The sequence below is a fragment of the Propioniciclava sp. MC1595 genome (assembly GCF_017569205.1).
Taxonomy (GTDB): Bacteria; Actinomycetota; Actinomycetes; order Propionibacteriales; family Propionibacteriaceae; genus Propioniciclava.
In genome coordinates this window covers 2,018,145-2,040,675 of record NZ_CP071870.1, presented here as the reverse complement: position 1 = coordinate 2,040,675, position 22,531 = coordinate 2,018,145, and the positions used below count along the sequence as shown (strand labels likewise).

General features: G+C 71.3%; 23 protein-coding genes, 1 tRNA gene and 1 other RNA gene. 18 read left to right on the top strand and 7 right to left on the bottom strand.

What is annotated here, in order from left to right; all coding sequences use genetic code 11:
* Positions 1-64: 64 nt before the first annotated feature.
* On the top strand, positions 65-889 hold the full coding sequence (locus tag J4N02_RS09640) for a PfkB family carbohydrate kinase (protein WP_188334218.1): 825 nt from the start codon (positions 65-67) through the stop codon (positions 887-889).
* A gap of 30 nt (positions 890-919) precedes the next feature.
* Here J4N02_RS09640 and fabF read toward each other — a convergent pair whose 3' ends face one another.
* From fabF to J4N02_RS09615, 5 genes are all read right to left on the bottom strand, one after another.
* Positions 920-2,176, bottom strand: coding sequence for a beta-ketoacyl-ACP synthase II (gene fabF / locus J4N02_RS09635; RefSeq protein ID WP_188334219.1), 1,257 nt, complete (start codon positions 2,174-2,176; stop codon positions 920-922).
* Positions 2,177-2,252: 76 nt separating this feature from the next.
* Positions 2,253-2,495, bottom strand: a complete 243-nt coding sequence (locus J4N02_RS09630) for an acyl carrier protein (protein WP_182818293.1) — start codon at positions 2,493-2,495, stop codon at positions 2,253-2,255.
* A gap of 66 nt (positions 2,496-2,561) precedes the next feature.
* Positions 2,562-3,554, bottom strand: coding sequence for a beta-ketoacyl-ACP synthase III (locus tag J4N02_RS09625; RefSeq protein WP_188334220.1), 993 nt, complete (start codon positions 3,552-3,554; stop codon positions 2,562-2,564).
* A 1-nt stretch (position 3,555) separates the two neighbouring features.
* Complete coding sequence (locus tag J4N02_RS09620) at positions 3,556-4,485, bottom strand: ACP S-malonyltransferase (RefSeq protein WP_188334221.1); 930 nt, start codon at positions 4,483-4,485, stop codon at positions 3,556-3,558.
* 112 nt (positions 4,486-4,597) lie between these two features.
* On the bottom strand, positions 4,598-5,779 hold the full coding sequence (locus tag J4N02_RS09615) for a CdaR family transcriptional regulator (protein ID WP_188334222.1): 1,182 nt from the start codon (positions 5,777-5,779) through the stop codon (positions 4,598-4,600).
* Positions 5,780-5,834: 55 nt separating this feature from the next.
* On the opposite strand from J4N02_RS09615, the gene J4N02_RS09610 reads away from it, so the two are divergent.
* From J4N02_RS09610 to J4N02_RS09600, 3 genes are all read left to right on the top strand, one after another.
* Positions 5,835-6,875, top strand: coding sequence for a PHP domain-containing protein (locus J4N02_RS09610; protein WP_188334223.1), 1,041 nt, complete (start codon positions 5,835-5,837; stop codon positions 6,873-6,875).
* Between the two features lie 94 nt (positions 6,876-6,969).
* The gene (gene aceE, locus J4N02_RS09605; RefSeq protein WP_188334224.1) at positions 6,970-9,732 is read left to right on the top strand and encodes a pyruvate dehydrogenase (acetyl-transferring), homodimeric type; all 2,763 of its coding nucleotides are present in this window, start codon (positions 6,970-6,972) and stop codon (positions 9,730-9,732) included.
* 167 nt (positions 9,733-9,899) lie between these two features.
* The gene (locus J4N02_RS09600) at positions 9,900-10,277 is read left to right on the top strand and encodes a DUF3052 domain-containing protein (RefSeq protein ID WP_182818300.1); all 378 of its coding nucleotides are present in this window, start codon (positions 9,900-9,902) and stop codon (positions 10,275-10,277) included.
* Positions 10,278-10,281: 4 nt separating this feature from the next.
* On the opposite strand, the gene J4N02_RS09595 is transcribed toward J4N02_RS09600, so the two are convergent.
* The gene (locus tag J4N02_RS09595) at positions 10,282-11,424 is read right to left on the bottom strand and encodes a hypothetical protein (protein WP_188334225.1); all 1,143 of its coding nucleotides are present in this window, start codon (positions 11,422-11,424) and stop codon (positions 10,282-10,284) included.
* Positions 11,421-11,939 (bottom strand): SigE family RNA polymerase sigma factor, encoded by a 519-nt coding sequence (locus J4N02_RS09590; protein ID WP_208090924.1) that lies wholly within the window; start codon positions 11,937-11,939, stop codon positions 11,421-11,423. Before J4N02_RS09590 ends, J4N02_RS09595 begins: the two co-directional genes overlap by 4 nt.
* Before the next feature lie 130 nt (positions 11,940-12,069).
* Here J4N02_RS09590 and J4N02_RS09585 point away from each other — a divergent pair.
* The 14 genes from J4N02_RS09585 to mtrA all read left to right on the top strand — a co-directional run bounded on the left by J4N02_RS09585 (position 12,070) and on the right by mtrA (position 22,525).
* Positions 12,070-12,143, top strand: a tRNA-Val gene (locus J4N02_RS09585).
* A gap of 25 nt (positions 12,144-12,168) precedes the next feature.
* Entirely contained in the window at positions 12,169-13,287 is a 1,119-nt protein-coding gene (gene prfB, locus J4N02_RS09580; RefSeq protein WP_188334226.1) for a peptide chain release factor 2, read from the top strand.
* 106 nt (positions 13,288-13,393) lie between these two features.
* On the top strand, positions 13,394-14,080 hold the full coding sequence (ftsE, locus tag J4N02_RS09575) for a cell division ATP-binding protein FtsE (protein ID WP_188334227.1): 687 nt from the start codon (positions 13,394-13,396) through the stop codon (positions 14,078-14,080).
* A gap of 23 nt (positions 14,081-14,103) precedes the next feature.
* The gene (gene ftsX, locus J4N02_RS09570) at positions 14,104-15,006 is read left to right on the top strand and encodes a permease-like cell division protein FtsX (RefSeq protein WP_208090923.1); all 903 of its coding nucleotides are present in this window, start codon (positions 14,104-14,106) and stop codon (positions 15,004-15,006) included.
* A 45-nt stretch (positions 15,007-15,051) separates the two neighbouring features.
* A complete protein-coding gene (locus tag J4N02_RS09565) occupies positions 15,052-16,545 on the top strand; it encodes a M23 family metallopeptidase (RefSeq protein ID WP_188334228.1) in 1,494 nt (497 codons plus the stop codon).
* A 75-nt stretch (positions 16,546-16,620) separates the two neighbouring features.
* A complete protein-coding gene (gene smpB, locus J4N02_RS09560; RefSeq protein ID WP_182818308.1) occupies positions 16,621-17,094 on the top strand; it encodes an SsrA-binding protein SmpB in 474 nt (157 codons plus the stop codon).
* A gap of 1 nt (position 17,095) precedes the next feature.
* The gene (locus J4N02_RS09555) at positions 17,096-18,955 is read left to right on the top strand and encodes a DUF2207 domain-containing protein (protein ID WP_188334250.1); all 1,860 of its coding nucleotides are present in this window, start codon (positions 17,096-17,098) and stop codon (positions 18,953-18,955) included.
* A 15-nt stretch (positions 18,956-18,970) separates the two neighbouring features.
* Positions 18,971-19,339, top strand: coding sequence for an FKBP-type peptidyl-prolyl cis-trans isomerase (locus J4N02_RS09550; protein ID WP_182818310.1), 369 nt, complete (start codon positions 18,971-18,973; stop codon positions 19,337-19,339).
* Positions 19,340-19,481: 142 nt separating this feature from the next.
* Entirely contained in the window at positions 19,482-20,048 is a 567-nt protein-coding gene (locus tag J4N02_RS09545) for a DUF1707 and DUF4870 domain-containing protein (RefSeq protein ID WP_182818311.1), read from the top strand.
* Positions 20,049-20,115: 67 nt separating this feature from the next.
* Positions 20,116-20,485, top strand: a transfer-messenger RNA (tmRNA) gene (gene ssrA, locus J4N02_RS09540).
* Between the two features lie 59 nt (positions 20,486-20,544).
* On the top strand, positions 20,545-20,841 hold the full coding sequence (locus tag J4N02_RS09535) for an LLM class flavin-dependent oxidoreductase (protein ID WP_208090922.1): 297 nt from the start codon (positions 20,545-20,547) through the stop codon (positions 20,839-20,841).
* Entirely contained in the window at positions 20,841-21,077 is a 237-nt protein-coding gene (locus tag J4N02_RS09530; RefSeq protein WP_208090921.1) for a hypothetical protein, read from the top strand. Before J4N02_RS09535 ends, J4N02_RS09530 begins: the two co-directional genes overlap by 1 nt.
* Positions 21,078-21,230: 153 nt before the next feature.
* Positions 21,231-21,806 (top strand): YqgE/AlgH family protein, encoded by a 576-nt coding sequence (locus J4N02_RS09525; protein ID WP_243760768.1) that lies wholly within the window; start codon positions 21,231-21,233, stop codon positions 21,804-21,806.
* A gap of 23 nt (positions 21,807-21,829) precedes the next feature.
* Positions 21,830-22,525, top strand: a complete 696-nt coding sequence (gene mtrA, locus J4N02_RS09520) for an MtrAB system response regulator MtrA (RefSeq protein WP_188334252.1) — start codon at positions 21,830-21,832, stop codon at positions 22,523-22,525.
* Positions 22,526-22,531: the final 6 nt, after the last annotated feature.

The following is a 22,531-nucleotide window of genomic DNA, read 5'->3' as shown; positions in this document are numbered from 1 at the left end:
GGGCCCCTGACGACCCGGTTTGGTGGTGAGATGGAACATCAGCCAAGCCGAAGGAGGCAGGGCCATGGGCCGCGTCATCGTCCTGGGTTCGATCAACGTCGACCTGGAGACCAAGATCGATTCCTACCCGAACCCCGGTGAGAAGGTCGTCGGGGAGTCGCTGCAGCGGTACGCGGGTGGCAAGGGGGCCAATCAGGCGGTGGCCGCCCGGGCCCGGGGGGTCGAGGTCGAGATGGTGGGCGCGGTCGGCGACGACGACGCCGGGCGGGCCTCGCTGAACCGTCTGTTCGCCAAGGGCATCAAGCTGCGCGTCGAGCGGATCCCGCTCGTCCCGACGGGTCACGCGATCGTGTTCTCCGACGGCCGCACGAACGCCATCGTCGTGCTGCCCGGGGCCAACGCCAAGATCGGCCCGAGCCCGCTGCGGCCCATCCACGGGCTGGGCCCCGACGACATCCTGCTCACCCAGCTCGAGACCCCGGCGGACACGGTGGTCGACGCGGTCCGCTACGCCACGAAGTACGGCGCCCGGGTGGTGCTGAACCTCGCCCCGTTCGCGGCGCTCCCGGCCGACGTCATCGAGGTCGCCGACCCGCTGGTGATCCCGGCGCCCGACCTGGCGGCCTTCGAGGCGCTGGGCGTCCGGCCGCGGTCGCTGGTGGTGCTGCGCGGCAAGGACGGGCTGGACTGGGACGGCGAACACATCCCCGGCCCGGTGGTCCCGGCCGGCGACGTGGTCGACACTGTGGGCGCGACCGACGCCCTCATCGGCACGCTGGCCGCCGAACTGGTCAAGGGCACGAACCGGCACGCCGCGGCGTTCGCGGCGCTGTCCGCGGCGGCCGACAACGTCCGCCACCACGGCGCACAGCCCGACCCGCGCCTGTAGGCAGGGCGGGCCGGGCCGTGGGCGTCCGGGTCAGCGGTTGATGTTCGCGTTCGTCAGCGCGACGGCGACGTTGTGGCCGCCGAAGCCGAACGAGTTGTTCAGCGCGGCGAGGTCGCCCTCGGGCAGCGGGCGCGGCTCGTTCGCGGCCACGTCGATGCCGAGGCCCTCCTCGGGGTCGACCAGGTTGATCGTCGGCGGGACCAGGCGCTCCTTGAGGGCCAGCACCGTGGCGACCGTCTCGAGCGCGCCGGCCGCACCCAGCAGGTGCCCGGTCATCGACTTGGTGGAGGTCACGACGACCCGGTCGGCGGCGGCACCGAGCGCGCGCCGGATCGAACCGGCCTCGGTCATGTCGCCCTGCGGGGTCGAGGTGCCGTGCGCGTTCACGTGCACGATGTCGGAGGCCGACAGCCCGCTCTCGCGCAGGGCCTTCAGCATCGCCGCCGACTGGCCGTTGCCGTTGGGCTCGGGCTGGACGATGTCGTGGTTGTCGTCGGAGACGCCCGCGCCCGCGATGGTGCCGTAGATCTTCGCGCCGCGCGCCTGCGCGTGCTCGAGCGACTCCAGCACCAGGACGGCGGAGCCCTCCGACAGCACGAAGCCGTCGCGCCCCTTGTCCCACGGCCGGGACGCCGCGGTCGGGTCGTCGTTGCGCCTGCTCAGCGCCTGCATCTGGGCGAACGCCGCGATCGGCAGCGGGTGGATCGTGGCCTCGGTGCCGCCGGCGACGATGATGTCGGCGCGGCCCAGGCGGATCTGGTCGACCGCCAGCGCGAGCGCCTCGTTCGAGGACGCGCACGCCGACACCGGCGCGTGCACCGCGGCGGCGGCGTTGACCATCAGGCCGACGTTGGCGGCCGAGGCGTTGGCCATCAGCATGGGGATGGTGAAGGGCGTGACGCGGCGCGCCCCCTTCTCCTTGTACACGTCCCAGTTGCCCAGGAGCGTGTGCAGGCCGCCGATGCCGGTGCCCAGGCAGACGGCCAGGCGCTCGGGGTCGACGGGGTTGTCCTCGCCGAGGGCCAGGCCGGCGTCGAGCCAGGCCTCCTCGGCGGCGATCAGGGCGAGCTGGGTGTTGCGGTCCAGGCGGCGGGCCTTGACCCGGTCGATCTTCTCGCTGGGGTCGACCTTGACGTAGCCGGCGATCTTGACGGCGATCTCGTCGGCCCACTCCTCGGGGATGCGCACGATGCCGGACTCTCCCGCCAGCATGGCCTGCCACGTGCTGGCCAGGTCGCCGCCCAACGGGGTGGTGGCGCCCATGCCTGTGATGACGATGTCCTTCATCGGGTTCCTAACGGTGGTGGGACGAACGGGGTGGGGGTGGGTGGACGCCCGGGCCGGGGCCCGGGCGTCCGGGCGATCAGGCGTGCTGCTCGATGTAGGCGACGGCGTCGCCGACGGTCTTGAGGTTCTTGCTCTCCTCGTCGGGGATCGTCACACCGAACTTCTCCTCGCAGCCGACGATGATCTCGACCATCGCGAGGCTGTCGACGTCCAGGTCGTCGACGAACGACTTGTCGAGCTGCACGTCCTCGACGGGCACGCCGGCGACCTCGTTGACGAGCTCGGCGAGCTGGGCGCGGATCTCTTCGGTGGTGGCCATGTTCCTTCTCCTTCTGGTTGGGTTGTCACCCGGCCGGGCCGGCCGGAAAATCGTGGGGGTGGGTGGTCAGGGGATCGTGATGACTTGGCCGGCGTAGACCAGGCCGGCACCGAACCCGATGATCAGGCAGGTGTCGCCGGACTTGGCCTCGCCGGAGGCGATCATCGCGTCGAGCGCGATCGGGATGGACGCGGCGGAGTTGTTGCCGAAGTTCCTGATCGTGCGGGCGACCGTGACGGTCTCGGGCAGCTTGAGGTGGCGCAGCATCGAGTCGGTGATGCGGTTGTTGGCCTGGTGCGGGACGAACAGGTCGAGCTCGTCGGGGGTGAGCCCGGACGCCTCGAGCGTGCGTCGCGCCGCATCGGCGATGAAGCTGGTCGCCCAGCGGAACACCGCCTGGCCCTGCATCGTGATCTGGGAGGTCTGGCCGGTGGCCACGGCCTCGTTCCAGTCGCGGTTCATCTCGATCACGTCGGCCTGGTCGCCGTCGGAGCCCCACACCACCGGGCCCATGGCGGGCACGTCGGAGGGGCCGACGACCGCGGCGCCCGCGCCGTCGGCGAACAGGAACGCCGTCGCCCGGTCGTGCAGGTCGGTGATCTGGCTGAGCGTCTCCGCGCCGATCACGACCACGCGGCGGGCCGCGCCGGAGCGGACCAGCGAGTCGGCCTGGGCCAGGCCGTAGGAGAAGCCGGCGCACGCGGCGGAGATGTCGAACGCGGCGGCGCCGTCGGTGCCCAGCTTCGCGGCCACGATGGCGGCCAGCGAGGGCGTCTGCACGAGGTGGCTGACGGTCGACACGATCACGGCGTCGATGTCGGTGGCCTCGACGCCGGCGTGCTCCATGGCGTTGCGGGCGGCCTCGAGGGTCAGCGACTCGACGGTCTCGCCCTCGCCGACCCAGCGGCGCTCGACGATGCCGGTGCGCTGCTGGATCCACTCGTCGGAGGTCTCGATGTAGGTCGTCATCTCGTGGTTGTCCACGACGCGGGACGGGATGGCCGAACCGATCCCCTCCACGCGGGAGTACGCGGCTCCCTGGCTGGCCTTCAGCGCCATGTCACGCCTTTCCGTTGTGGCGGGCGATGAACTCCCGCGCCTCGTCGATCTGGTCGGGGGTGTTGAGGTTGAACAGCTCGACCCCGGGCATGTTGCGCTTGGCGATGCCGGTCAGGGTGCCGGCCGGCGGCAGCTCGAGGATGCCGGTCACGCCGAGCTCGGCCATCGTGGCCATGCACAGGTCCCAGCGCACGGGCGAGGTGACCTGCGAGACGAGGCGCGCGACGTAGTCGGCACCCGAGTCGACGGCCTGCCCGTCGGCGTTGGAGAGCAGGGTGGTGCTCGGGTCGTGGGCGGTCATCCCGGACGCCGTGGCCTCGACCCGGACGCGACCCGGCTCCATGTGCTCGGTGTGGAACGCCCCGGCGACCGATAGGCCGATCACGCGGGCCCTCTCGGGCGGGTTGGCCTTGAGGGCCTCGATCTGCTCGACGGTGCCCGCGGCCACGATCTGGCCGGCACCGTTGTTGTTCGCTGCGGTCGCGCCGACGGCCTCGATGGCGGCCAGCACGGCGTCGGGCTCGCCGCGCACCACGGCGGCCATGGTGGTGGGGCGCAGGGCGGACGCCTCGGCCATGCCGTTGGCCCGCTCCCGCACGAAGACGATCGCGTCGCTCCCGGCCAGGACGCCCGCGGCGGCGGCCGCGGTGACCTCGCCCACGCTGTGACCGGCGAGCACGTCGACGCCGGCGAAGGGGACGCTGCGGGTGAGGGCCTCACCGGCCAGCAGGCCGGCGGCGACGAGGAGCGGCTGGGCGATCGCAGTGTCCTTGATGGTCTCGGCGTCGGCCTCGGTGCCGTAGTGGACGAGGTCGAGCCCGACGACGTCGCTCAGCTCCTGCAGGCGGGACGCGAAGTGGGCGTCCTCGAGCCAGGGGGCGAGGAATCCGGGGGTCTGGGCGCCCTGTCCGGGCGCGACGATCGCAAGCACGTGTTCCATCTTGGCGCGCGGTCCTTGTCGGATGTCGCGCATTGCCACACAGTGTTTCGGGGGCCCCTTTGTGGGGTTCCCACAAACCCCGGCGCGGGGCGTCCGGGATTCGTCAGTCGAGCAGGCGGCCCAGGGTGCCCGCCAGCCTGAGCACGTACGAGCCGCGCGGGTCGGAGGGGGAGTAGCCGGTCAGGTCCTCGATCCGGCCCAGGCGGTAGCGGACCGTGTTGGCGTGGATGAACAAACGCCGGGCGGTCGCCTCGATGGACGTCCCGCAGGCCCAGTAGGCCTCCAGGGTGGTGATCAGGTCGCCGGAGTGGGCCGCCAGCGGCCCGAAGATGTCGTGGGCCAGTTCGCGGCGGGCGTGCCCGTCGCCGGCGAGGGCGCGCTCGGGCAGGAGCGCGCGGGCGGAGATGGGACGCGGGGCGTCCACCCAGGCCGCGGCGGCGCGGCGGCCCGAGGTGGCGGCGCGGGCGCTGACCACGGCCTCGACGAGGTCGGTGACCACGGGGCCGACCACGACGGGGCCTTCACCGAACGCGTCGACGAGGTCGGCGACGTGCTCGAGGGCCTCGTCCTCGTGGTCGAAGTCGCCGCCGAGCAGGACGACCAGGCGCGGGCCCTGGGCCGAGGCGAGGATGTCGAGCCCGGCCTTGCCGGCGGCGTACCGCAGGTCGCGCAGGGAGGGGTCGCCGGCGGGCAGGTCGCCGATGACGACGCAGAGGCCGGCCGGGGAGTGCCACCCGAGCGTCGAGGCCCGGGAGACGACCGACTCGTCGGCGTCGCCGCGCACGACGGCGTCCATGACGAGGGCCTCCAGGCGGGCGTCCCAGGCGCCGCGGGTCTCAGCGGCGCGGGCGTACACCTCGGCGGCGTCGAACGCGATCTCGCGCGAGTACTGCAGCACGGCCAGCGTGAGGACCTGCCGGTCGGAGCGGGGGAGCGCCGTGTTGATCTGCTGCTCCACGGTCTCGACCGTGGTGCGGATCAGGTCGACGGTCTGCTGCAGGGCCAGGCGCGTGGTGAGCGAGCGTGGGGCGGCGGCGAAGATGTTGCGCTGCTCCAGGCCCGTCGCGCCCGAGGCGAACCAGTCGACGAAGCCGTCCACGCCGGCGCGCACCACGAGCGTGACCGAGGCGCGGTTGTCGGCGTCCAGGTCGGAGAACCACGGGTAGCGGCGCGTGATCTCGGCCAGCGCCGCGGTCGTCATCGCCGAGGAGGCTGCCCGCAGGCGCTTGGCCATCGCCGCGCGGGGGCGGGGTGCCGGGATCCAGTCGGGCGTCTCGTCGGGCATCGCCACCTCCTCGGGGCGACCCTATCGCGACGGCGGATGCCGCTAGGGTCGCCGCATGCGAGACCCGGTCGTCGACCTGCGCGAGATCGCCCGGCTGCTGGACCGCCACGGCGGGCAGACCCGGCGCGCCCAGGCGTTCCGGCGCGCGGCCGCGACGCTCGCCGCGCTCGACCCGGCCGAGCGGGCCGACGTCGACCGCCGCCGCGCGTGGGGGAACCTGACCGGCATCGGGGCCACGACGACGAAGGTGGTCGCCGAGTCCCACGCCGGCCGGGTGCCGGCCTACCTCGCCGAGCTGCAGGCCGCCGACGGCCCGCTCGTGGACGGCCCCAACCCGCTCCTGGCGCACATCCGGGGCGACCTGCACACCCACACGGAGTGGTCCGACGGCTCGAGCCCGCTGGAGGAGATGGCCCTGGAGGCCCGCCGCCTGGGCCGGGACTGGCTCGCCATCACCGACCACAGCCCGCGGCTGCGCGTCGCGAACGGGCTCGACACCGAGCGGCGGCACCGCCAACGCGAGCACATCGCGGCGCTCAACGAGGCGCTCGGGGGCTTCCGCGTGCTGGCCGGGGCCGAGGTCGACATCCTCGACGACGGCTCCCTCGACGGGGAGGCGGCGGCCCTCGACCCGCTCGACGTGGTGGTCGCCAGCGTGCACTCGAAGCTGCGCATGGACGCCGACGCCATGACCGTGCGCATGGTCACCGCCATCGCCAACCCCCGCACCAACGTGCTGGGGCACTGCACCGGACGCCTCGTGGCCGGCGACCGGGGCGTCCGGCCGCAGAGCACGTTCGACGCCGAGGTCGTGTTCGAGGCCTGCCGCCAGTTCGACGTCGCCGTCGAGATCAACTCCCGACCCGAGCGGCAGGACCCGCCCGACGACCTCCTCGCTCTCGCGGCGGAGATGGGATGCCTGTTCGCCATCGACACCGACGCGCACGCCCCGGGGCAGCTCGGCTTCAGCGAGTACGGGGCCGCGCGCGCGGCGTCCGTCGGCCTCACCCCCGACCGCATCGTGACGTGTTGGGACGCCGACCGCGTCGTCGCGTGGGCGGCCGGTGGCAACCCGTCAGCAAACCGGGGGGCCTAGCCTGCTCGCGGGCGGCTAGGATGGCCTTCGAGTCCATGGCGGGGCCGCGACGTGCCCCGGCCTGCCCTTGACGGTCTGAGAAAGGACACCATCCGTGGCATCTCGCGACAACGCGGGCCCCATTCTGAACGGGCTGCCGACCAACCTGCCGGACATCGACTCCGAGGAGACCGCCGAATGGCTGGAGTCCCTGGACGGGATGATCGACGAGCAGGGCCGCAACCGGGCGCGCTACATCATGCTCAAGCTGCTGGAGCGCTCGCGTGAGCGCCACCTGGGCGTCCCGTCGCTGACCGCGACCGACTACGTCAACACGATCCCGGCCGAGTCCGAGCCGTGGTACCCCGGCGACCAGGACCTGGAGCGCCAGTTCCGCCGCCTGCTGCGCTGGAACGCTGCGGTCATGGTGCACCGCGCCCAGCGCCCCGGCGTCGGCGTCGGCGGTCACATCTCGACGTTCGCCTCCTCGGCGACCCTCTACGAGGTGGGCTTCAACCACTTCTTCCGCGGCAAGGACCACCCCGGCGGCGGCGACCAGGTCTTCTTCCAGGGCCACGCCAGCCCCGGCCCCTACGCGCGTGCGTTCCTCGAGGGACGCCTCGACGAGGCCGACCTGGACGGCTTCCGCCAGGAGAAGAGCCACATCGTGGACGGGAAGATCCGGGCCCTGCCCAGCTACCCGCACCCGCGCCAGATGCCCGACTTCTGGGAGTTCCCGACCGTGTCGATGGGCATCGGCCCGATCAACGCGATCTGGCAGGCCCAGTTCAACAAGTACCTCCACAACCGCGGCATCAAGGACACCTCGCAGCAGCGCGTGTGGGCGTTCCTCGGTGACGGCGAGATGGACGAGGTCGAGAGCCGTGGCGCCCTGCAGTGGGCGGCCTTCGAGGAGCTCGACAACCTGACCTTCGTCGTGAACTGCAACCTGCAGCGCCTCGACGGCCCGGTCCGCGGCAACGGCAAGATCATGCAGGAGCTGGAGAGCTTCTTCCGCGGCGCCGGCTGGAACGTCATCAAGGTCGTCTGGGGCCGCGGGTGGGACCCGCTGCTCGCCGCCGACAAGGACGGCGCCCTGGTCAACGTCATGAACGCCACCTCCGACGGCGACTACCAGACCTTCAAGGCCAACGACGGCGCCTACGTGCGCGACCACTTCTTCGCACGCGACCCGCGCACCGCGAAGATGGTCGACGGCTGGACGCCGGAGCGGATCTGGAACCTCACCCGCGGTGGCCACGACTACCAGAAGGTGTACTCCGCCTACGACGCCGCCACGAAGTTCACCGGCGCGCCGACGGTCATCCTGGCCCACACCATCAAGGGCTACTTCCTCGGGCAGCACTTCGCGGGCCGCAACGCCACGCACCAGATGAAGAAGCTGGCCCTGGACGACCTCAAGCAGTTCCGTGACCGGCTCGACATGCCGATCACCGACGCGCAGCTGGAGGAGGACCCCTACCAGCCGCCGTACGTGCGCCCCGACGCCTCCGACGACCGCATCGCCTACGCCCTCGAGCGCCGGCGTGCACTCGGTGGCCCGGTGCCGCAGCGCCGCAACAACCCCAAGCCCATCAAGCTGCCGGACGCCAAGGCCTACGACTCGGTGAAGAAGGGCTCGGGCAAGCAGGAGGTCGCCACCACCATGGCGTGGGTCCGCCTGCTCAAGGACCTGCTGCGCGACAAGGAGTTCGGCGCCCACGTGGTGCCGATCATCCCCGACGAGGCGCGCACGTTCGGCATGGACTCGCTGTTCCCGACCATCAAGATCTACAACCCGCACGGCCAGAACTACACGCCGGTGGACCACGACCTGATGCTGTCCTACCGCGAGTCCCGCGAGGGCCAGATCATCCACACCGGCATCAACGAGGCCGGCTCGCTGGCGTCCTTCACCGCGGTGGGCAGCAGCTACGCCACCCACGGCGTCCACATGGTGCCGATCTACATCTTCTACTCGATGTTCGGCTTCCAGCGGACCGGTGACGCGATCTGGGCCGCCGCCGACCAGCTCAGCCGCGGCTTCATGATCGGCGCCACCGCCGGCCGCACCACGCTGACCGGTGAGGGCACCCAGCACATGGACGGGCACAGCCCGCTGCTGGCCGCCACCAACCCGGCGGTCGTGCACTACGACCCGGCGTACGGCTACGAGATCGCCCACATCATGCAGGACGGCCTCGAGCGGATGTACGGGGAGAACCCCGAGGACATCATCTACTACCTCACGGTGTACAACGAGCCGATCGTGCAGCCGGCCGAGCCCGAGGGTGTGGACGTCGAGGGCATCAAGAAGGGCATGTACCTGCTGGCCAAGGGCAGCTGGGAGGGCGTCAACCCCGACGCCCGCCAGGTCCAGCTGCTGGCCTCGGGCGTGGGCGTGCCGTGGGCGCTGGAGGCCCAGAAGCTCCTGCACGACGACTGGGGCGTCGTCGCCGACGTGTGGTCGGTCACCTCGTGGACCGAGCTGCGCCGCGACGCGATGGCCGTCGACGACCAGCGCTTCCTGCACCCGAACGAGGATGCGGGCGAGTCGTGGATCGTGCAGAAGCTGAAGGACACCGTGGGCCCGGTCATCGCGACCTCGGACTACATGAAGCAGGTGCAGGACCAGATCGCCCAGTGGGTGCCCGGGGACTACGCCTCGCTCGGTGCGGACGGCTTCGGCTTCTCCGACACCCGCGCGGCCGCGCGGCGGTACTTCCACATCGACGGCCCGTCGATGGTGGTCAAGGCCCTGCAGATGCTCGCCGCCCGCGGCGAGGTCGACCCGGCGTGGCCGGGCCAGGCGGCCGAGAAGTACCAGCTGCTGGACGTGAACGCCGGGACCTCCGGCAACAGCGGCGGCGACGCCTGAGTCGAACCACGAGCGCGCGAGGCGTACCGATAGTTGTCGGTGTGCCTCGCGCGCTCGCGCGTACTCTGGCACGCTAGGGGCAAGCGAGAACGTTAACGAGGGGGTGTCCTACGTTGGGCAGCACGCCGGTGCCCGGTAAGCAGGGTGGTTTGTCGGGGGTCGTGACCATGGGTTTCGAGCAGGGCCAGGTGGTCCAGGAACTCGGGTGGGACTCCGACGTCGACGAGTCGCTGCGCGACGAGATCATGGACGCCATCGATGCCGACCTGGTCGACGACGCCCTCGAGGCCGTCGACGCGGTGCTGCTGTGGTGGCGCGAGGAGGACGGTGACGTGGGGGACGCCCTCGTCGATGCCCTGCGCGACCTCTCCACGACGGGGCACATCTGGTTGCTGACCCCCAAGATCGGCCGCGACGGCTACGTCGACCCGGCCGACATCGCCGAAGGCACCGCGACAGCCGGGCTGGTGTTGGCCAACCCGGCGTCGGTGTCGCGTGAGTGGCAGGCGCAGAAGATCGTGCGCCCCAAGGCCGGTCGCCGCTAGCGGTTCACGGCTTCCACTCCTGCCGGACGCCGTCGGCGTCCGTCCATGAGAGGCCGGTCAGGGCATCCGAGATCGGCTGACCTGCGCGGGTTCCCTCCGCGTTCGCGGTGATGAAGACGACGGTCCGGTCGGCTGCGGGCCACGGCACCACCGTGACCTCCTCGGCCTCCAGGCCGTCGGCCCACGCGGGCGTCACGTCCGCCGCGGTGCCGCTGACGAGGTAGGCCGAGGTGATGCGGCTGAGGGCCACCGAGGGCGTCCGGGTTTCGTCGAGGAGGTCGTTGGTCGCGCTGAGCACCTGCACGCGGTCACCGGACAGGGGGGTGGACGAGGTGCCCGCCGGGCCCCGGATGCCGACCTGCCTGCTCTGGGGGAGCAGCCAGACGTCGAGGTTGCCCGCGGGGACCGTGAGCTTCGCGCCGTCGCGACCCTCGAGGACCACCTCGCCCTGCGCGATCCGGGCACTCGACCCCGACCCCGCGTTCGTGACGGGGGTGCCGTCGGCGCGCCACCACAGGGTCTCCACGCCGGCGATCGAACCGGCGGAGGAGTCGAGGCGGAAGCCCACCGCCGCCCACGGCGTCCCGGGCAGGTCGACCGGGCCCGCGGAGGTGAACCCGCCGATGGAGAAGGTGGGGTCCATCAACGTGGCGGCGACCGCGTCGCTGGGCACGATGCCGAGCACGATGTCGTCACCGCTCGTGCCCAGCGTACTCTGGCCGACGAGCCCGTCGGTGCTGGAGCCGCCCATGCGTGTCACCGTGCCATCCTCGGCGACCGACGAGTAGACGAGATCCGGTTCCTGACCGGGCAGGATGCTCACCTCGAAGGTGATGTTCGGGTTGCTCTCCACGGTGCCGCCGTTCAGGGGCAGTTCGACCCGCGCCGTTGCGGCCGAGTGGGCGGTGGCGATCGGGGTGGGGGCCGCCGGCGACGGCGTCCCGGTGAGCGAGGGCAGCCACGAGGCACCCAGCCCGACGACGACGGCGAGGGCTCCGACACCGGCCACGGTGGCCAGGCGGCGCTGCCGGACCCGGCGGGTGCCGGCCGCGACGAGGGCGTCCGTGTCGAGGGGGGCGAGGTCGTGGGCCGAGGCGTCCAGCGCGTCGGCGAGGTCGAGGCGGAACTCGTCCTGGGTGGTGTTCATCGGGCACCTGCTTCCGTGGTGTCGTGGGAGGAGTGGGTGGCGCGGAGGCTGGCCAGCCCGCGGGAGGCGGCGCTCTTGACGGCACCGACCGAGATCCCGAGCAGGTCGGCCACCTGGGCCTCCGAGAGGTCGTCGTAGTAGCGCAGGACGACCACCGCGCGTTGACGCTGCGGCAGCGTGGCCAGCAGGCGGACGAGCTGGTCGTGGTCCTCGGTGCGCGAGGCGGGGGAGGAGGGCCGGTCCGGGGCGTCGCCCGTCGACACCTCCTTGCGGGTGGAGCGCCAGGCGTCCACCCTCTCGTTGGCCATGATGCGGCGCGTGTACGCGTAGGCCTCACCCTGGCGGATGCGCGGCCAGGCGACGTACGTCTTGACCAGGCTGGCCTGGACCAGCTCGCGGGCCGCGTCGCCGGACCCGGTGAGGCCGACACCCAGCCGGACCAGCCGGGGGGTCGACTCCTCGACGAAGGCCGTGAACTCCGCATCGCGGGTGGCCTTGCCCCAACCCTGCAGCACAGCTCCTCCTGGGTGTGTCGCCCGCCCGTCGTGGCGGGGTCATCGTCGTACACGGAGCAGGCACCGGAAAGGTTGCCTGCCGTTGTCTGCCAGAATGGGGCGTCGTCGCCGCGGGTGCGTGGCGGCGTGCGGGCGCATGGCTCAGTTGGTTAGAGCACCTCCCTTACAAGGAGGGGGTCGGGGGTTCGAGTCCCTCTGCGCCCACCGCCATGGCGTAGACTCGACCCTCGTGGCAGCCCAAGACACCAGCACCGAGCTCGCGGACCTCGACCGCGCCCTCTCCAGCATCGAAGCGGTCCTCGACCCCGATGCCAAGCGCGCCGAGATCGCGACTCTCCAGGAGGAGGTCGCGGCACCGGACCTGTGGGACGACCAGGAGAACGCCCAGCGCGTCACCTCGCGCCTGTCCCGCCTCCAGTCCGAGGTGGAGCGGCTCGAGAAGCTCCGCGGACGCCTCGACGACCTGCCGGTGCTCTTCGAGCTCGCCGCCGAGGAGGGCGACGAGGCCTCGCGTGCGGAGGCCGAGCGCGAGCTCACGGGGTTGAAGGACGAGATCGCCGCCCTCGAGATCCGCACCCTGCTGTCGGGCGAGTACGACGAGCGGGACGCCGTGGTCACCATCCGTTCGGGCGCCGGCGGCGTCGACGCGGCCGACTTCGCCGAGATGCTGCTGCGCATGTACCTGCGCTGGGCCGAGCGCCACGGCCACGCCACCAAGGTGATGGACACCAGCTACGCCGAGGAGGCCGGCCTGAAGTCGGTCACCTTCGAGGTCAGCGCCCCCTTCGCCTACGGCACCCTCTCGGTCGAGGGCGGCACCCACCGCCTCGTCCGGATCAGCCCCTTCGACAACCAGGGCCGGCGCCAGACGTCCTTCGCCGCCGTCGAGGTCATCCCGCTCATCGAGGCGACCGACCACATCGAGGTCCCCGAGTCCGACATCCGCGTCGACGTGTTCCGCTCGTCGGGGCCCGGCGGCCAGTCGGTCAACACCACCGACTCCGCCGTCCGCATCACCCACCTGCCCACGGGCCTGGTCGTGTCGATGCAGGACGAGAAGAGCCAGATCCAGAACCGCGCGGCCGCGCTGCGCGTGCTCCAGTCGCGCCTGCTGCTGCTGAAGAAGCAGGAGGAGGACGCCAAGAAGAAGGAGCTCGCGGGTGACGTGAAGGCCTCGTGGGGCGACCAGATGCGCAGCTACGTGCTGAACCCGTACCAGATGGTCAAGGACCTGCGGACCAACCACGAGGTCGGCAACCCCGACGCCGTGTTCGACGGCGACATCGACGGATTCATCGACGCGGGCATCCGCTGGCGCAAGCAGGTGGAGATGGGCGAGGCCGACTGAGCGGCGTGGTGTCGCCGTGGCGGCGTCCGGGTGACCTAGTCTGGACGAGGCCGGCCTGAGGATTCTCAGGAAAATTCCCCATCGCCGACCCGGCCGGAACACCCACGTGATCACCTTCACCGAAGTCACCAAGCGGTATCCCGGGCAGAAGCGCCCGGCGCTCAGCGGGGTCAGCACCACGATCGACGACGGCGAGTTCGTCTTCCTCGTCGGGCCCTCCGGGTCGGGCAAGTCCACCTTCCTGCGCCTGGTGCTGCGTGAGGCGCGGGCCACCTCCGGCAAGGTCGTGGTCGACGGTCGCGACGTGGGCCGCATGTCCGGCTGGCGGATCCCGAAGCTGCGACGGGGGATCGGCACCGTCTTCCAGGACTTCCGCCTGCTGCCCGGCAAGTCCGTCCACGAGAACGTGGCGTTCGCCCTCCAGGTGATCGGACGCCCCGGGCGCGAGATCCGGCGCGTGGTGCCCGAGACGCTCGAGCTCGTCGGGCTCGCGGACAAGGCCGACCGCCTGCCCGAGGAACTCTCCGGCGGAGAGCAGCAGCGCGCGGCCCTGGCCCGCGCCGTGGTGAACCGGCCGCGGATCCTGCTCGCCGACGAGCCCACCGGCAACCTCGACCCCACCACCTCGGTCGGGATCATGAAGCTGCTGGACCAGATCAACCGGGACGGGACCACGATCCTGATGGCGACCCACGACTCGACCGTGGTGGACCAGATGCGGAGGCGCGTCGTCGAGCTCAGCGGTGGCGAGCTCGTGCGCGACCAGGCGCAGGGCGTCTACGGGTACCAGTGATCGGGTAGGGGAGAACACACACCATGCGCCACGCACTCACCGAGGTCCTGTCGGGCCTGCGCCGCAACGCGAGCATGAACCTCGCCGTCCTGGTCACCATGTGGGTCTCGCTCACCCTCTTCGGCCTCGGCACGCTGGTCACCCAGCAGGTCGACCTGATCAAGGGTCGCTGGTACGACCGCATCGAGATCACCCTGTTCCTGTGCACGCCGGCCACGCAGGGCGAGAACTGCACGCCGGGGCAGGCCACCACCGAGGCCCAGCGCGCCGACATCCGCGCGGCGCTGGAGGCCAACCCCGAGGTGGCCGAGGTCTTCTACCAGAGCCAGGAGGAGGTCTTCGACGAGTTCGGCGAGACCTACGCCGACTCCCCGATCCTCGCGTCCATGAAAGCTGAGGACATGCAGGATCTCTTCAGGATCAAGCTCGTGAATCCTGAGGAATATCAGATTGTCACCGCCGAGGCGGCCCGAATGCCGGGCGTCCAGAACGTGCAGGACCTGCGACAATTCCTCGACCCATTGTTCGACTGGCTGAATTGGGGCCGCTGGCTGGCCGTCGGGGCGTCCGGGCTGCTGCTGCTGGCCGCCGCGCTGCAGATCGGCAACAGCATCCGGATGGCCGCCCACGCGCGTCGCCGGGAGATCGGGATCATGCGGCTGGTGGGGGCCTCGAACACCTACATCATGCTGCCGTTCCTGCTCGAGAGCCTGCTCGTCGCCCTCGCCGGGGCGGCCTTGGCATGCGCCACCCTGGCCGGCATCCAGCAGTTCGCGATCGTGGAAAAGGCTAAACCTGCCCTTCAGGGATTCACGTGGATCGGCTGGGAGCACGTGGGAATCGCGATGGTTTGGCTTGTGGCGGTGGCCATCGCCCTATCTATGATCCCCACGTTGATCGCGACACGTCGTTTCCTGAAGGTGTGATCCCTTCGCCCCGACGGTCGCACCGGCGATCGTTGGGAGTTCGTAGTGAGTCACGTCCACGCCGACAGGCACGGCCGGCGGGGTGCCCTCGGGCGCCGCATGGCCACCCTGTTCGTCGCAACGACCCTGTCCGCGGGACTGATCGCCCCCCTCGCCGCCGCCGACACCCTGTCCGACCTGAAGGCCGCCCAGCAGGCGAATTCCGCGCAGCAGGATGTGGCACGCAATGAGATTTCCCAGGCGCAGGAGAATGTGAATTCCGCCACCCAGCGCCTCATTCAGTCGCAGAATGAGCTGGCGAATGCGCAGGCCATTCTTTCCGACATCACCGTGCAGTTGCAGGCCGCCCGCGAGGACGACGCCCGCATCGCCGCCGAGCTCGAGGCCGCCCGCCAGGAGCTGGAGCGGGCCAAGCAGCGCGTCGCCAAGGCCGAGGCCGACGTCGCCCAGCAGCTCGCCCTGATCGGCACCGCCGCCCGCGAGTCCTTCCAGCAGCAGACCGACCTGCGCGGCCTCACGGTCGTGTTCGGCTCCGAGACCCCGGCCGAGCTGAGCCAGCGGCTGCAGTGGAACACCACGATCTTCGACACCCAGGCCGCCGAGAAGTCGCGCCTCGACCAGGTGCTCGCCGAGCTCGAGGCCGCGCGCCAGGCGCAGGCCGAGATCGAGGCCCGCATCGCCGAGGACAAGGCCGAGTCCGAGCGCACCGTCGCCCGCATCGCCACCCTGGAGCGCCGGGCCGAGGAGCAGCGCAACACCGTGGCCGCGCTGGTCGCCGCCAACGAGCAGGCCCGCGCCGCCGCCCAGGACGAGCTGGCCGCCGACGAGGCCTCCTACGCGACCCTCCAGGCCGCCGAGCGCGACACCCAGCGCCTGATCGAGCAGGAGATGCACCGCCTCTACCTCGAGGAGCAGGCCCGCCTCAAGCGTGAGGCCGAGGAGCGCGCCCGTCGTGAGGAGGAGGCCCGCATCAAGCGCGAGGAGGCCGCCCGCGCCAAGGCCGCCGCGGACGCCGCCGAGCGCGCCAAGGCCAGGGACGCCGAGGAGAAGCGCCGTCAGGCCAACGCCAAGCAGGTCGAGTCGGCCCGCGCGGACGCCGCCGCCAAGCCCTCTCGGACGGAGTCCCGTGCCACGTCCGCCTGGGGCTTCATCCGCCCGGTCAAGGCCAACTACGGCTCGGCCTTCGGCATGCGGTTCCACCCGATCCTGAAGATCTGGCGCCCGCACAACGGCGTCGACATGGGGGCGCCGACCGGCACGCCGATCTACGCGGCCCAGTCCGGCACCGTGCTGCAGGCCGGCGTCAACGGCGGCTTCGGCCAGTACACGCTGATCTCCCACGGCCGGCTGGTGGACGGCAAGACCACCACCACCGGCTACGCGCACCAGTCGCGCATCGTGGTCCGGGCCGGCCAGAAGGTCGAGCGCGGCCAGCTGATCGGCTACGTGGGCAACACCGGCCTGTCGACCACGCCGCACCTCCACTTCGAGCTGCGCCTCAACGGGACGCCGGTCAACCCGGTCCGCTACGTCCCCTGACCCGCACCACCCGGCCCGAGTGCCGCCCGGCTATATGCTGGGCGGCACTCTCGCTTTCGAAGGAGCACACCGGCCATGCCGCGACCCGAGGGGCGCATCCTCGTCGCCCAGAACAAGAAGGCCCGCCACGACTACCACATCGGTGACCGTGTCGAGGCCGGCCTGGTGCTGCTCGGCACCGAGGTGAAGTCCCTGCGCGCCGGCCGCGCGTCGCTGGTCGACGGCTTCGCCACGATCGACGACGGCGAGGTCTGGCTCCGTGGCGTGAACATCCCCGAGTACAAGTTCGGCACCCACTCCCACGGCCCGCTGCGCAACCGCAAGCTGCTCATGCACCGCCGCGAGATCGCCAAGCTGGAGAAGGAGGTCGCCAACTCCGGCCGCACGCTGGTCCCGCTGTCGATCTACTTCAGCGATGGCTACGCCAAGGTGGAGATCGCCGTCGCCACGGGCAAGAAGGACTGGGACAAGCGCCAGACCATCGCCGAGCGGGACGCCAACCGCGAGGCCCAGCGCGCGCTGTCGGCCCGCAACAAGGGCAGGCGCTGACATGCTGCGCGCCGCCCGACGCCTGGCCGTGGCCGTGGTGGTCGCCCTCGCCTTCGTGCTCGGTGTCGCGACCCCCGCGCACGCCGCCGGAGACACCTACGACCGGTTCGACGTCGACTACACGATCACGCCCCAGGGCACCGTCCACGTCACCGAGACCATCGTGCTGCGCTTCGGCCCCAACTCGGGCAGGCGGGGCTACGAGCGTTACCTCGTCACCCGCGAACCGTTCGACGACGACGAGGACATGCTCTACGAGGTGACCAACGTCCGCGTCACCAGCCCCGACGCGGTCTCCACGGCCACCCAGGTGAGCAACTACTCCAACACGCCGCGCGAGTCGGTGGTGAAGATCCGCATCGGCGACCCCGACCGGCGCAACACCGGCCCGACGGCGACCTACGTCATCTCCTACGACGTGCGCGGGGCCCTGCGCACGCCCGAGCAGACCAGACTGCCCGAGTTCTACTGGGACGTCACGGGCTCCACCATGGGAGCCATCCGTTCGTCCACGGTCCGGGTCACGGCCCCCGGGGCCGTCCAGGACGCCGTCTGCTTCGCCGGCCCGCCCCGGGCCGAGAATCCCTGCTCCGACGTCTCCACCAGCGGGGACACCGCGACGTTCACCCAGCCCGACGGCATCCCGACCGGCAGCCTGCTGACGATCGGCGTGCAGCTGGAACCGGCGTCCGTGTCGAACGCCACCCCGATCCGGGTCGAGCGCGGGGACGCAGCCCAGCAGCGCTCCACGCGGGTCATGCAGGTCGCGGGCGGGGCGGCCGCCCTCGCGATCCCCGTCGTCGGCTGGCTCTACTACCGCCGCCGCGGGCACGACGAGCGCTACGCCGGCGTCCCGCCGGGCACGGTGCCGCTCGCGGGCCAGCCCACGCACGTGGAGCGCAACGACCCGAAGATCCCCGTGCCCGTCTCGTTCGCGCCGCCGAAGCTGCCGCTCACCTACGCCGGCTTCCTCCTCGACGGCCAGTACAAGACCGAGCACCTCACCGCCACGCTGGTCGGGCTCGCCACGAACGGGGCGATCACGCTGACCTCCGAGGGACGCCCCGAGGCGGAGCTCCGCGACCCCCGCAGGGCGCCCGACGAGCCCAGCGAGATCCTGCTGTCCGAGCTCTTCGACGGACGCCGCACCACCGTCCGGCTCGACAGGGCGGGCCAGCTCGCCGAGGCGTCCGACGCCCTCGAGGCCGACGCCCGCTCGGTCGCGCTGGGCAACAAGTGGTTCCGCGGCGTCGCGCGCGGACGCAAGAGCTTCTCGATCATGGGCCTGCTGTGGGTCGTCATGATGGGGTCGTTCTTCTTCGACGTGCGCGCGCTGTCCGGACTGGCCTGGCTGCTCGGGCCGGCGACGGTGGCCCTGGTCATCACGTGGATCGTCGTGCAGACCAAGATGGCGCGCGGCCAGCGCACCGCCCTGGGCCGGGCCTGGACCGACCAGGTCGAGGGCTTCCGCACCTACATCGCCACCGCCGAGGCGGACCAGCTCCAGTTCGAGGAGGGGGAGGACATCTTCAGCAAGTACCTGCCCTGGGCCGTGCTGTTCGGCCTGGCCGAGCGGTGGGTGCGCGTGTGTGAGCAGGCCATCGCCCTGGGCCGCCTGCGGCAGCCGGACGCCTCGTGGTACGGCGGGGCCTACTTCGACACCCACATGATCCTGTGGCACCTCGACAGCCTGGGCCGGTCGATCCCGCCGGCCACGGCGCCGTCGGTGGCCTCGCACGGGCCGAGCTTCAGCAACGACATCGGCTTCGGTGGCGGCGGTTCGGCCTTCGGTGGGGGCGGTGGCTTCGGTGGCGGCTTCTCCGGCGGCGGTGGCGGCGGAGGCGGCGGCGGCAGCTGGTGAGTAGGGTTGGGGCCCATGGACAAGCCAACCATTGAGATCCCCGACACCGACGCCCCCGCCGAGCTCGTGCTCGACGACCTCGAGGTCGGCACCGGCCCCGAGGCCAAGCCGGGCCAGCAGGTCGCCGTGCACTACGTCGGCGTCGCCTGGTCCGACGGCACCGAGTTCGACAACTCCTACGACCGCGGCGAGCCGCTGGTCTTCGGCCTGGGCGCCGGTCAGGTCATCCAGGGCTGGGACTCCGGCATCGCCGGCATGAAGGTCGGCGGCCGTCGCCGCATCACCATCCCGCCGCACCTCGGCTACGGCGCGCGCGGCGCCGGCGGTGTGATCAAGCCCAACGAGACCCTTGTCTTCGTCTGCGACCTGGTGGGTGTGCGCTGACCGGCGTGTGACGTCCCCGTGTGCATCTCCGGGTGGCAGGACCCCAAGGATCCTTGGGGACCTGCCACCCGGAAGTGCATTCGGGGGACGGGTCGGGGGAAGGCCCGATGGGTATGTGTCCTACGGCGGGCAGGATGGCGCCATGAGCAACCTCCCCTCCCTGGACCTGCGGGTCGGCGACACCGAGCGTGCGCGGGCCGAAGCCCTGCTGCAGGACGCGTACTGTGCCGGACGCCTCGACGAGGTCGAGCTCGACGAGCGGCTGGGGATGGTGATGACGGCGCAGACGCGTCGTGACCTCAACGCCTCCGTGGCGGGCCTCCCGGCCCGCTTCGTGGCCCCGCGGGCGGTCGCGCCGCGCAGCCCCCAGGCGACCTCGCTGGGAGCCACCGCGCACTTCTCGGGCCTGCTCACCTGGATCTTCGGGCCGCTGTTCCTCTACGCCTGCTCGACCCCGGGGACCCCGGCGCGGCGCGAGGCGGCCCACGCGTTCAACTACCAGCTGGTCGCGGGCCTGACGTTCCTCGTCACCGCCATCGTGGGGGGCATCCTGCTGCCCGAGGCGGCGATGGAGGTCATCATGCCGCTGGGCTGGGTCGGCTGGCTGTTGCTCACCATCGTCGGCGGTGCCCGGGCCCTGTCCGGCCAGCGCTGGAACAACCCGCTGACGCGCCTGATCCGCCTCCGCGTGCTGGACCCGATGCGCTGACTGGAACGCCGCGCTCCGGGGACGTATACTGGAGTGCTCCCGGGAGACCGGGAGGGACAACTCAACAGGGGGTGACTGGTTTCGACTTGGGACGGTAGTCCCAGGAGAAGCGGGCCGAGGAGCCGGCGACATCTCGTTAACGAATGCCGGAAACCAATAACTGCCGACAACTCTCGTGCAGACTTCGCTCTCGCTGCCTGATCAGTGATCGAAGGGTCAGCCCGGACGTGCCTTCCGTCCGGATCCTGGCCTCATCTTGAAGGCTTGCTGGTCGTCTGACGCCGTGGCGGACGATCGGGACTCAACCAGGGCTGGGCCTGTCCGTGACGTGCCGATGACGAGCACGGGGGCCGAGTAGAACGACACCATCGGCTGCGCCCGGAGAAGACCTGGTTCGCCTCTCGAGGACGCGGGTTCGACTCCCGCCACCTCCACCCCTGTGTTGTGAAGGGCCCGGCTGCTCGTGCAGCCGGGCCCTTCGCTCACCCAAACGCCCTTGTCCCGGCCCATTACCCTCGTCGCATCGTGCGTTTCGCACCATCGACGTCGAGGAGCCGCTCGTCATGAGACTGTCCATCGTCGACCTCGGGACCGTGGCCCCGGTACCTCCGAGAAGGACGCCCTGGCCGACGCGCTGGAGAACGTCCGGCACGCCGAGGGCCTGGGCTACCACCGGGCCTGGTTCGCCGAGCACCACCTGAGCCGCTCGGGGGCGTCCCACCACCCCGAGCTGCTGATCGCCGCCGCGGCAGCCACCACGTCCCGGATCAGGTTGGGGTCGGGGCGGTCCTGATGAACCACTACAGCCCCTTCAAGGTCGCCGAGCTGTTCGAGCAGTTGGAGGCGATGGCGCCCGGGCGGATCGACCTGGGCATGGGGCGGGCGACCGCCGGCCCGGTGCTCGACCTGGCGTTGCAGCAGAACCGCCAGCACCCCGCGCAGGCCGATCACCAGCAGCAGGTCCTGGAGACGCTGGCCTGGTTGTACGAGTCTTCCCCGAGGACCACCCGTTCGCCGGGCACCCACTGATGACCACCGTGCCCGAGGTGCCGCAGAGCTGGCTGCTGGGGTCCAGCCCGAACGGATCCCACCTCGCGGCGGGGTTGGGCATCGGCTACACCTAACGCGGGGCGTCCGGCCCGGCTCGGACCCCGGGTGGGGGCGCCGTGGCAGGATGGGCCCGTGGACCCGGAGATCACCAGCGCGCCGATCGAGCCCGGCACGCTGCTCGTGGCCGGGGTCGAACTGACCGACGGGGTGTTCGACGGGTCCGTGGTGCTCCTGCTCGACGTGGACGCCTCGGGCGCCCTCGGCGTGGTGCTCAACGCCTTCACCGGGGTGGACCTGGCCAGCGTGCTGCCCGGCTGGGACGCGCTGACGACCTGGCCCCACCGCCTCTACGACGGGGGCCCGGTGTCGCAGGAGGGGGCGATCTGCCTGGCCACCCCCAGCCACCCCACCGAGGAGCCGCCGGGCTGGCGTCCGTTGTTCGACCGGGTGGGCCTGCTGCACCTGGAGACGCCGATCGAGCTGGCCACCGATGCCTACAGCGACCTGCGCATCTTCGCCGGCTACGCCGGGTGGGCGCCGGGCCAGTTGCAGGGCGAGGTGGCGCAGGGGATGTGGCACCCGGTCCGGGCGCTCCACGCGGATGTGTTCGACCCGGATCCCGAAACGCTGTGGCGGCGCGTGCTCGCCCGCCAGGGGGGCCAACTAGGCTGGTTGTCCACGTGGACGCCCACGCCGGAACTGAACTGACGACCAAGGGGGATCCGGTGAGTGTGAACGGCACCAAGGTGCTGGTGGTCGACGACGACGCCGCGCTGGCCGAGATGCTGCAGATCGTGCTGCAGGCGTCGGGCTTCGACACGGTCTGGGTGGGTCGCGGCGACGAGGTGCTGGAGGAGTTCCGGCGCTTCCGGCCCGACCTCGTGCTGCTCGACCTCATGCTGCCCGGCCGCGACGGCGTCGACGTGTGCCGCGACCTGCGCGCCGAGTCCGACGTGCCGATCGTGATGCTCACCGCCAAGTCCGACACCTCCGACGTCGTAGAGGGCCTCGAGGCCGGCGCCGACGACTACGTGCCCAAGCCCTTCAAGACCCAGGAGCTGCTGGCCCGCGTCAAGACCCGCCTGCGCCGCTCGGCCGCGGCGGGGGAGGACGCAGCCGTCCTCCGCATCGGCGACATCGTCATCGACGTGGACGCCCACACGGTCCACCGCGGCGACGAGCCGATCGCGCTCACCCCGCTGGAGTTCGACCTGCTCCTCGCGCTGGCCCGCAAGCCGCGCCAGGCGTTCACCCGCGAGCTCCTCCTGCAGGAGGTGTGGGGCTACCGCCACCCCGGCGACACCCGGCTGGTGAACGTCCACGTGCAGCGGCTGCGCAGCAAGATCGAGCGCGACCCCGAGCACCCCGAGATCATCGTGACGGTGCGCGGCATCGGTTACCGCGCGGGGACGCCGTCGGCGCCATGAGTTGGA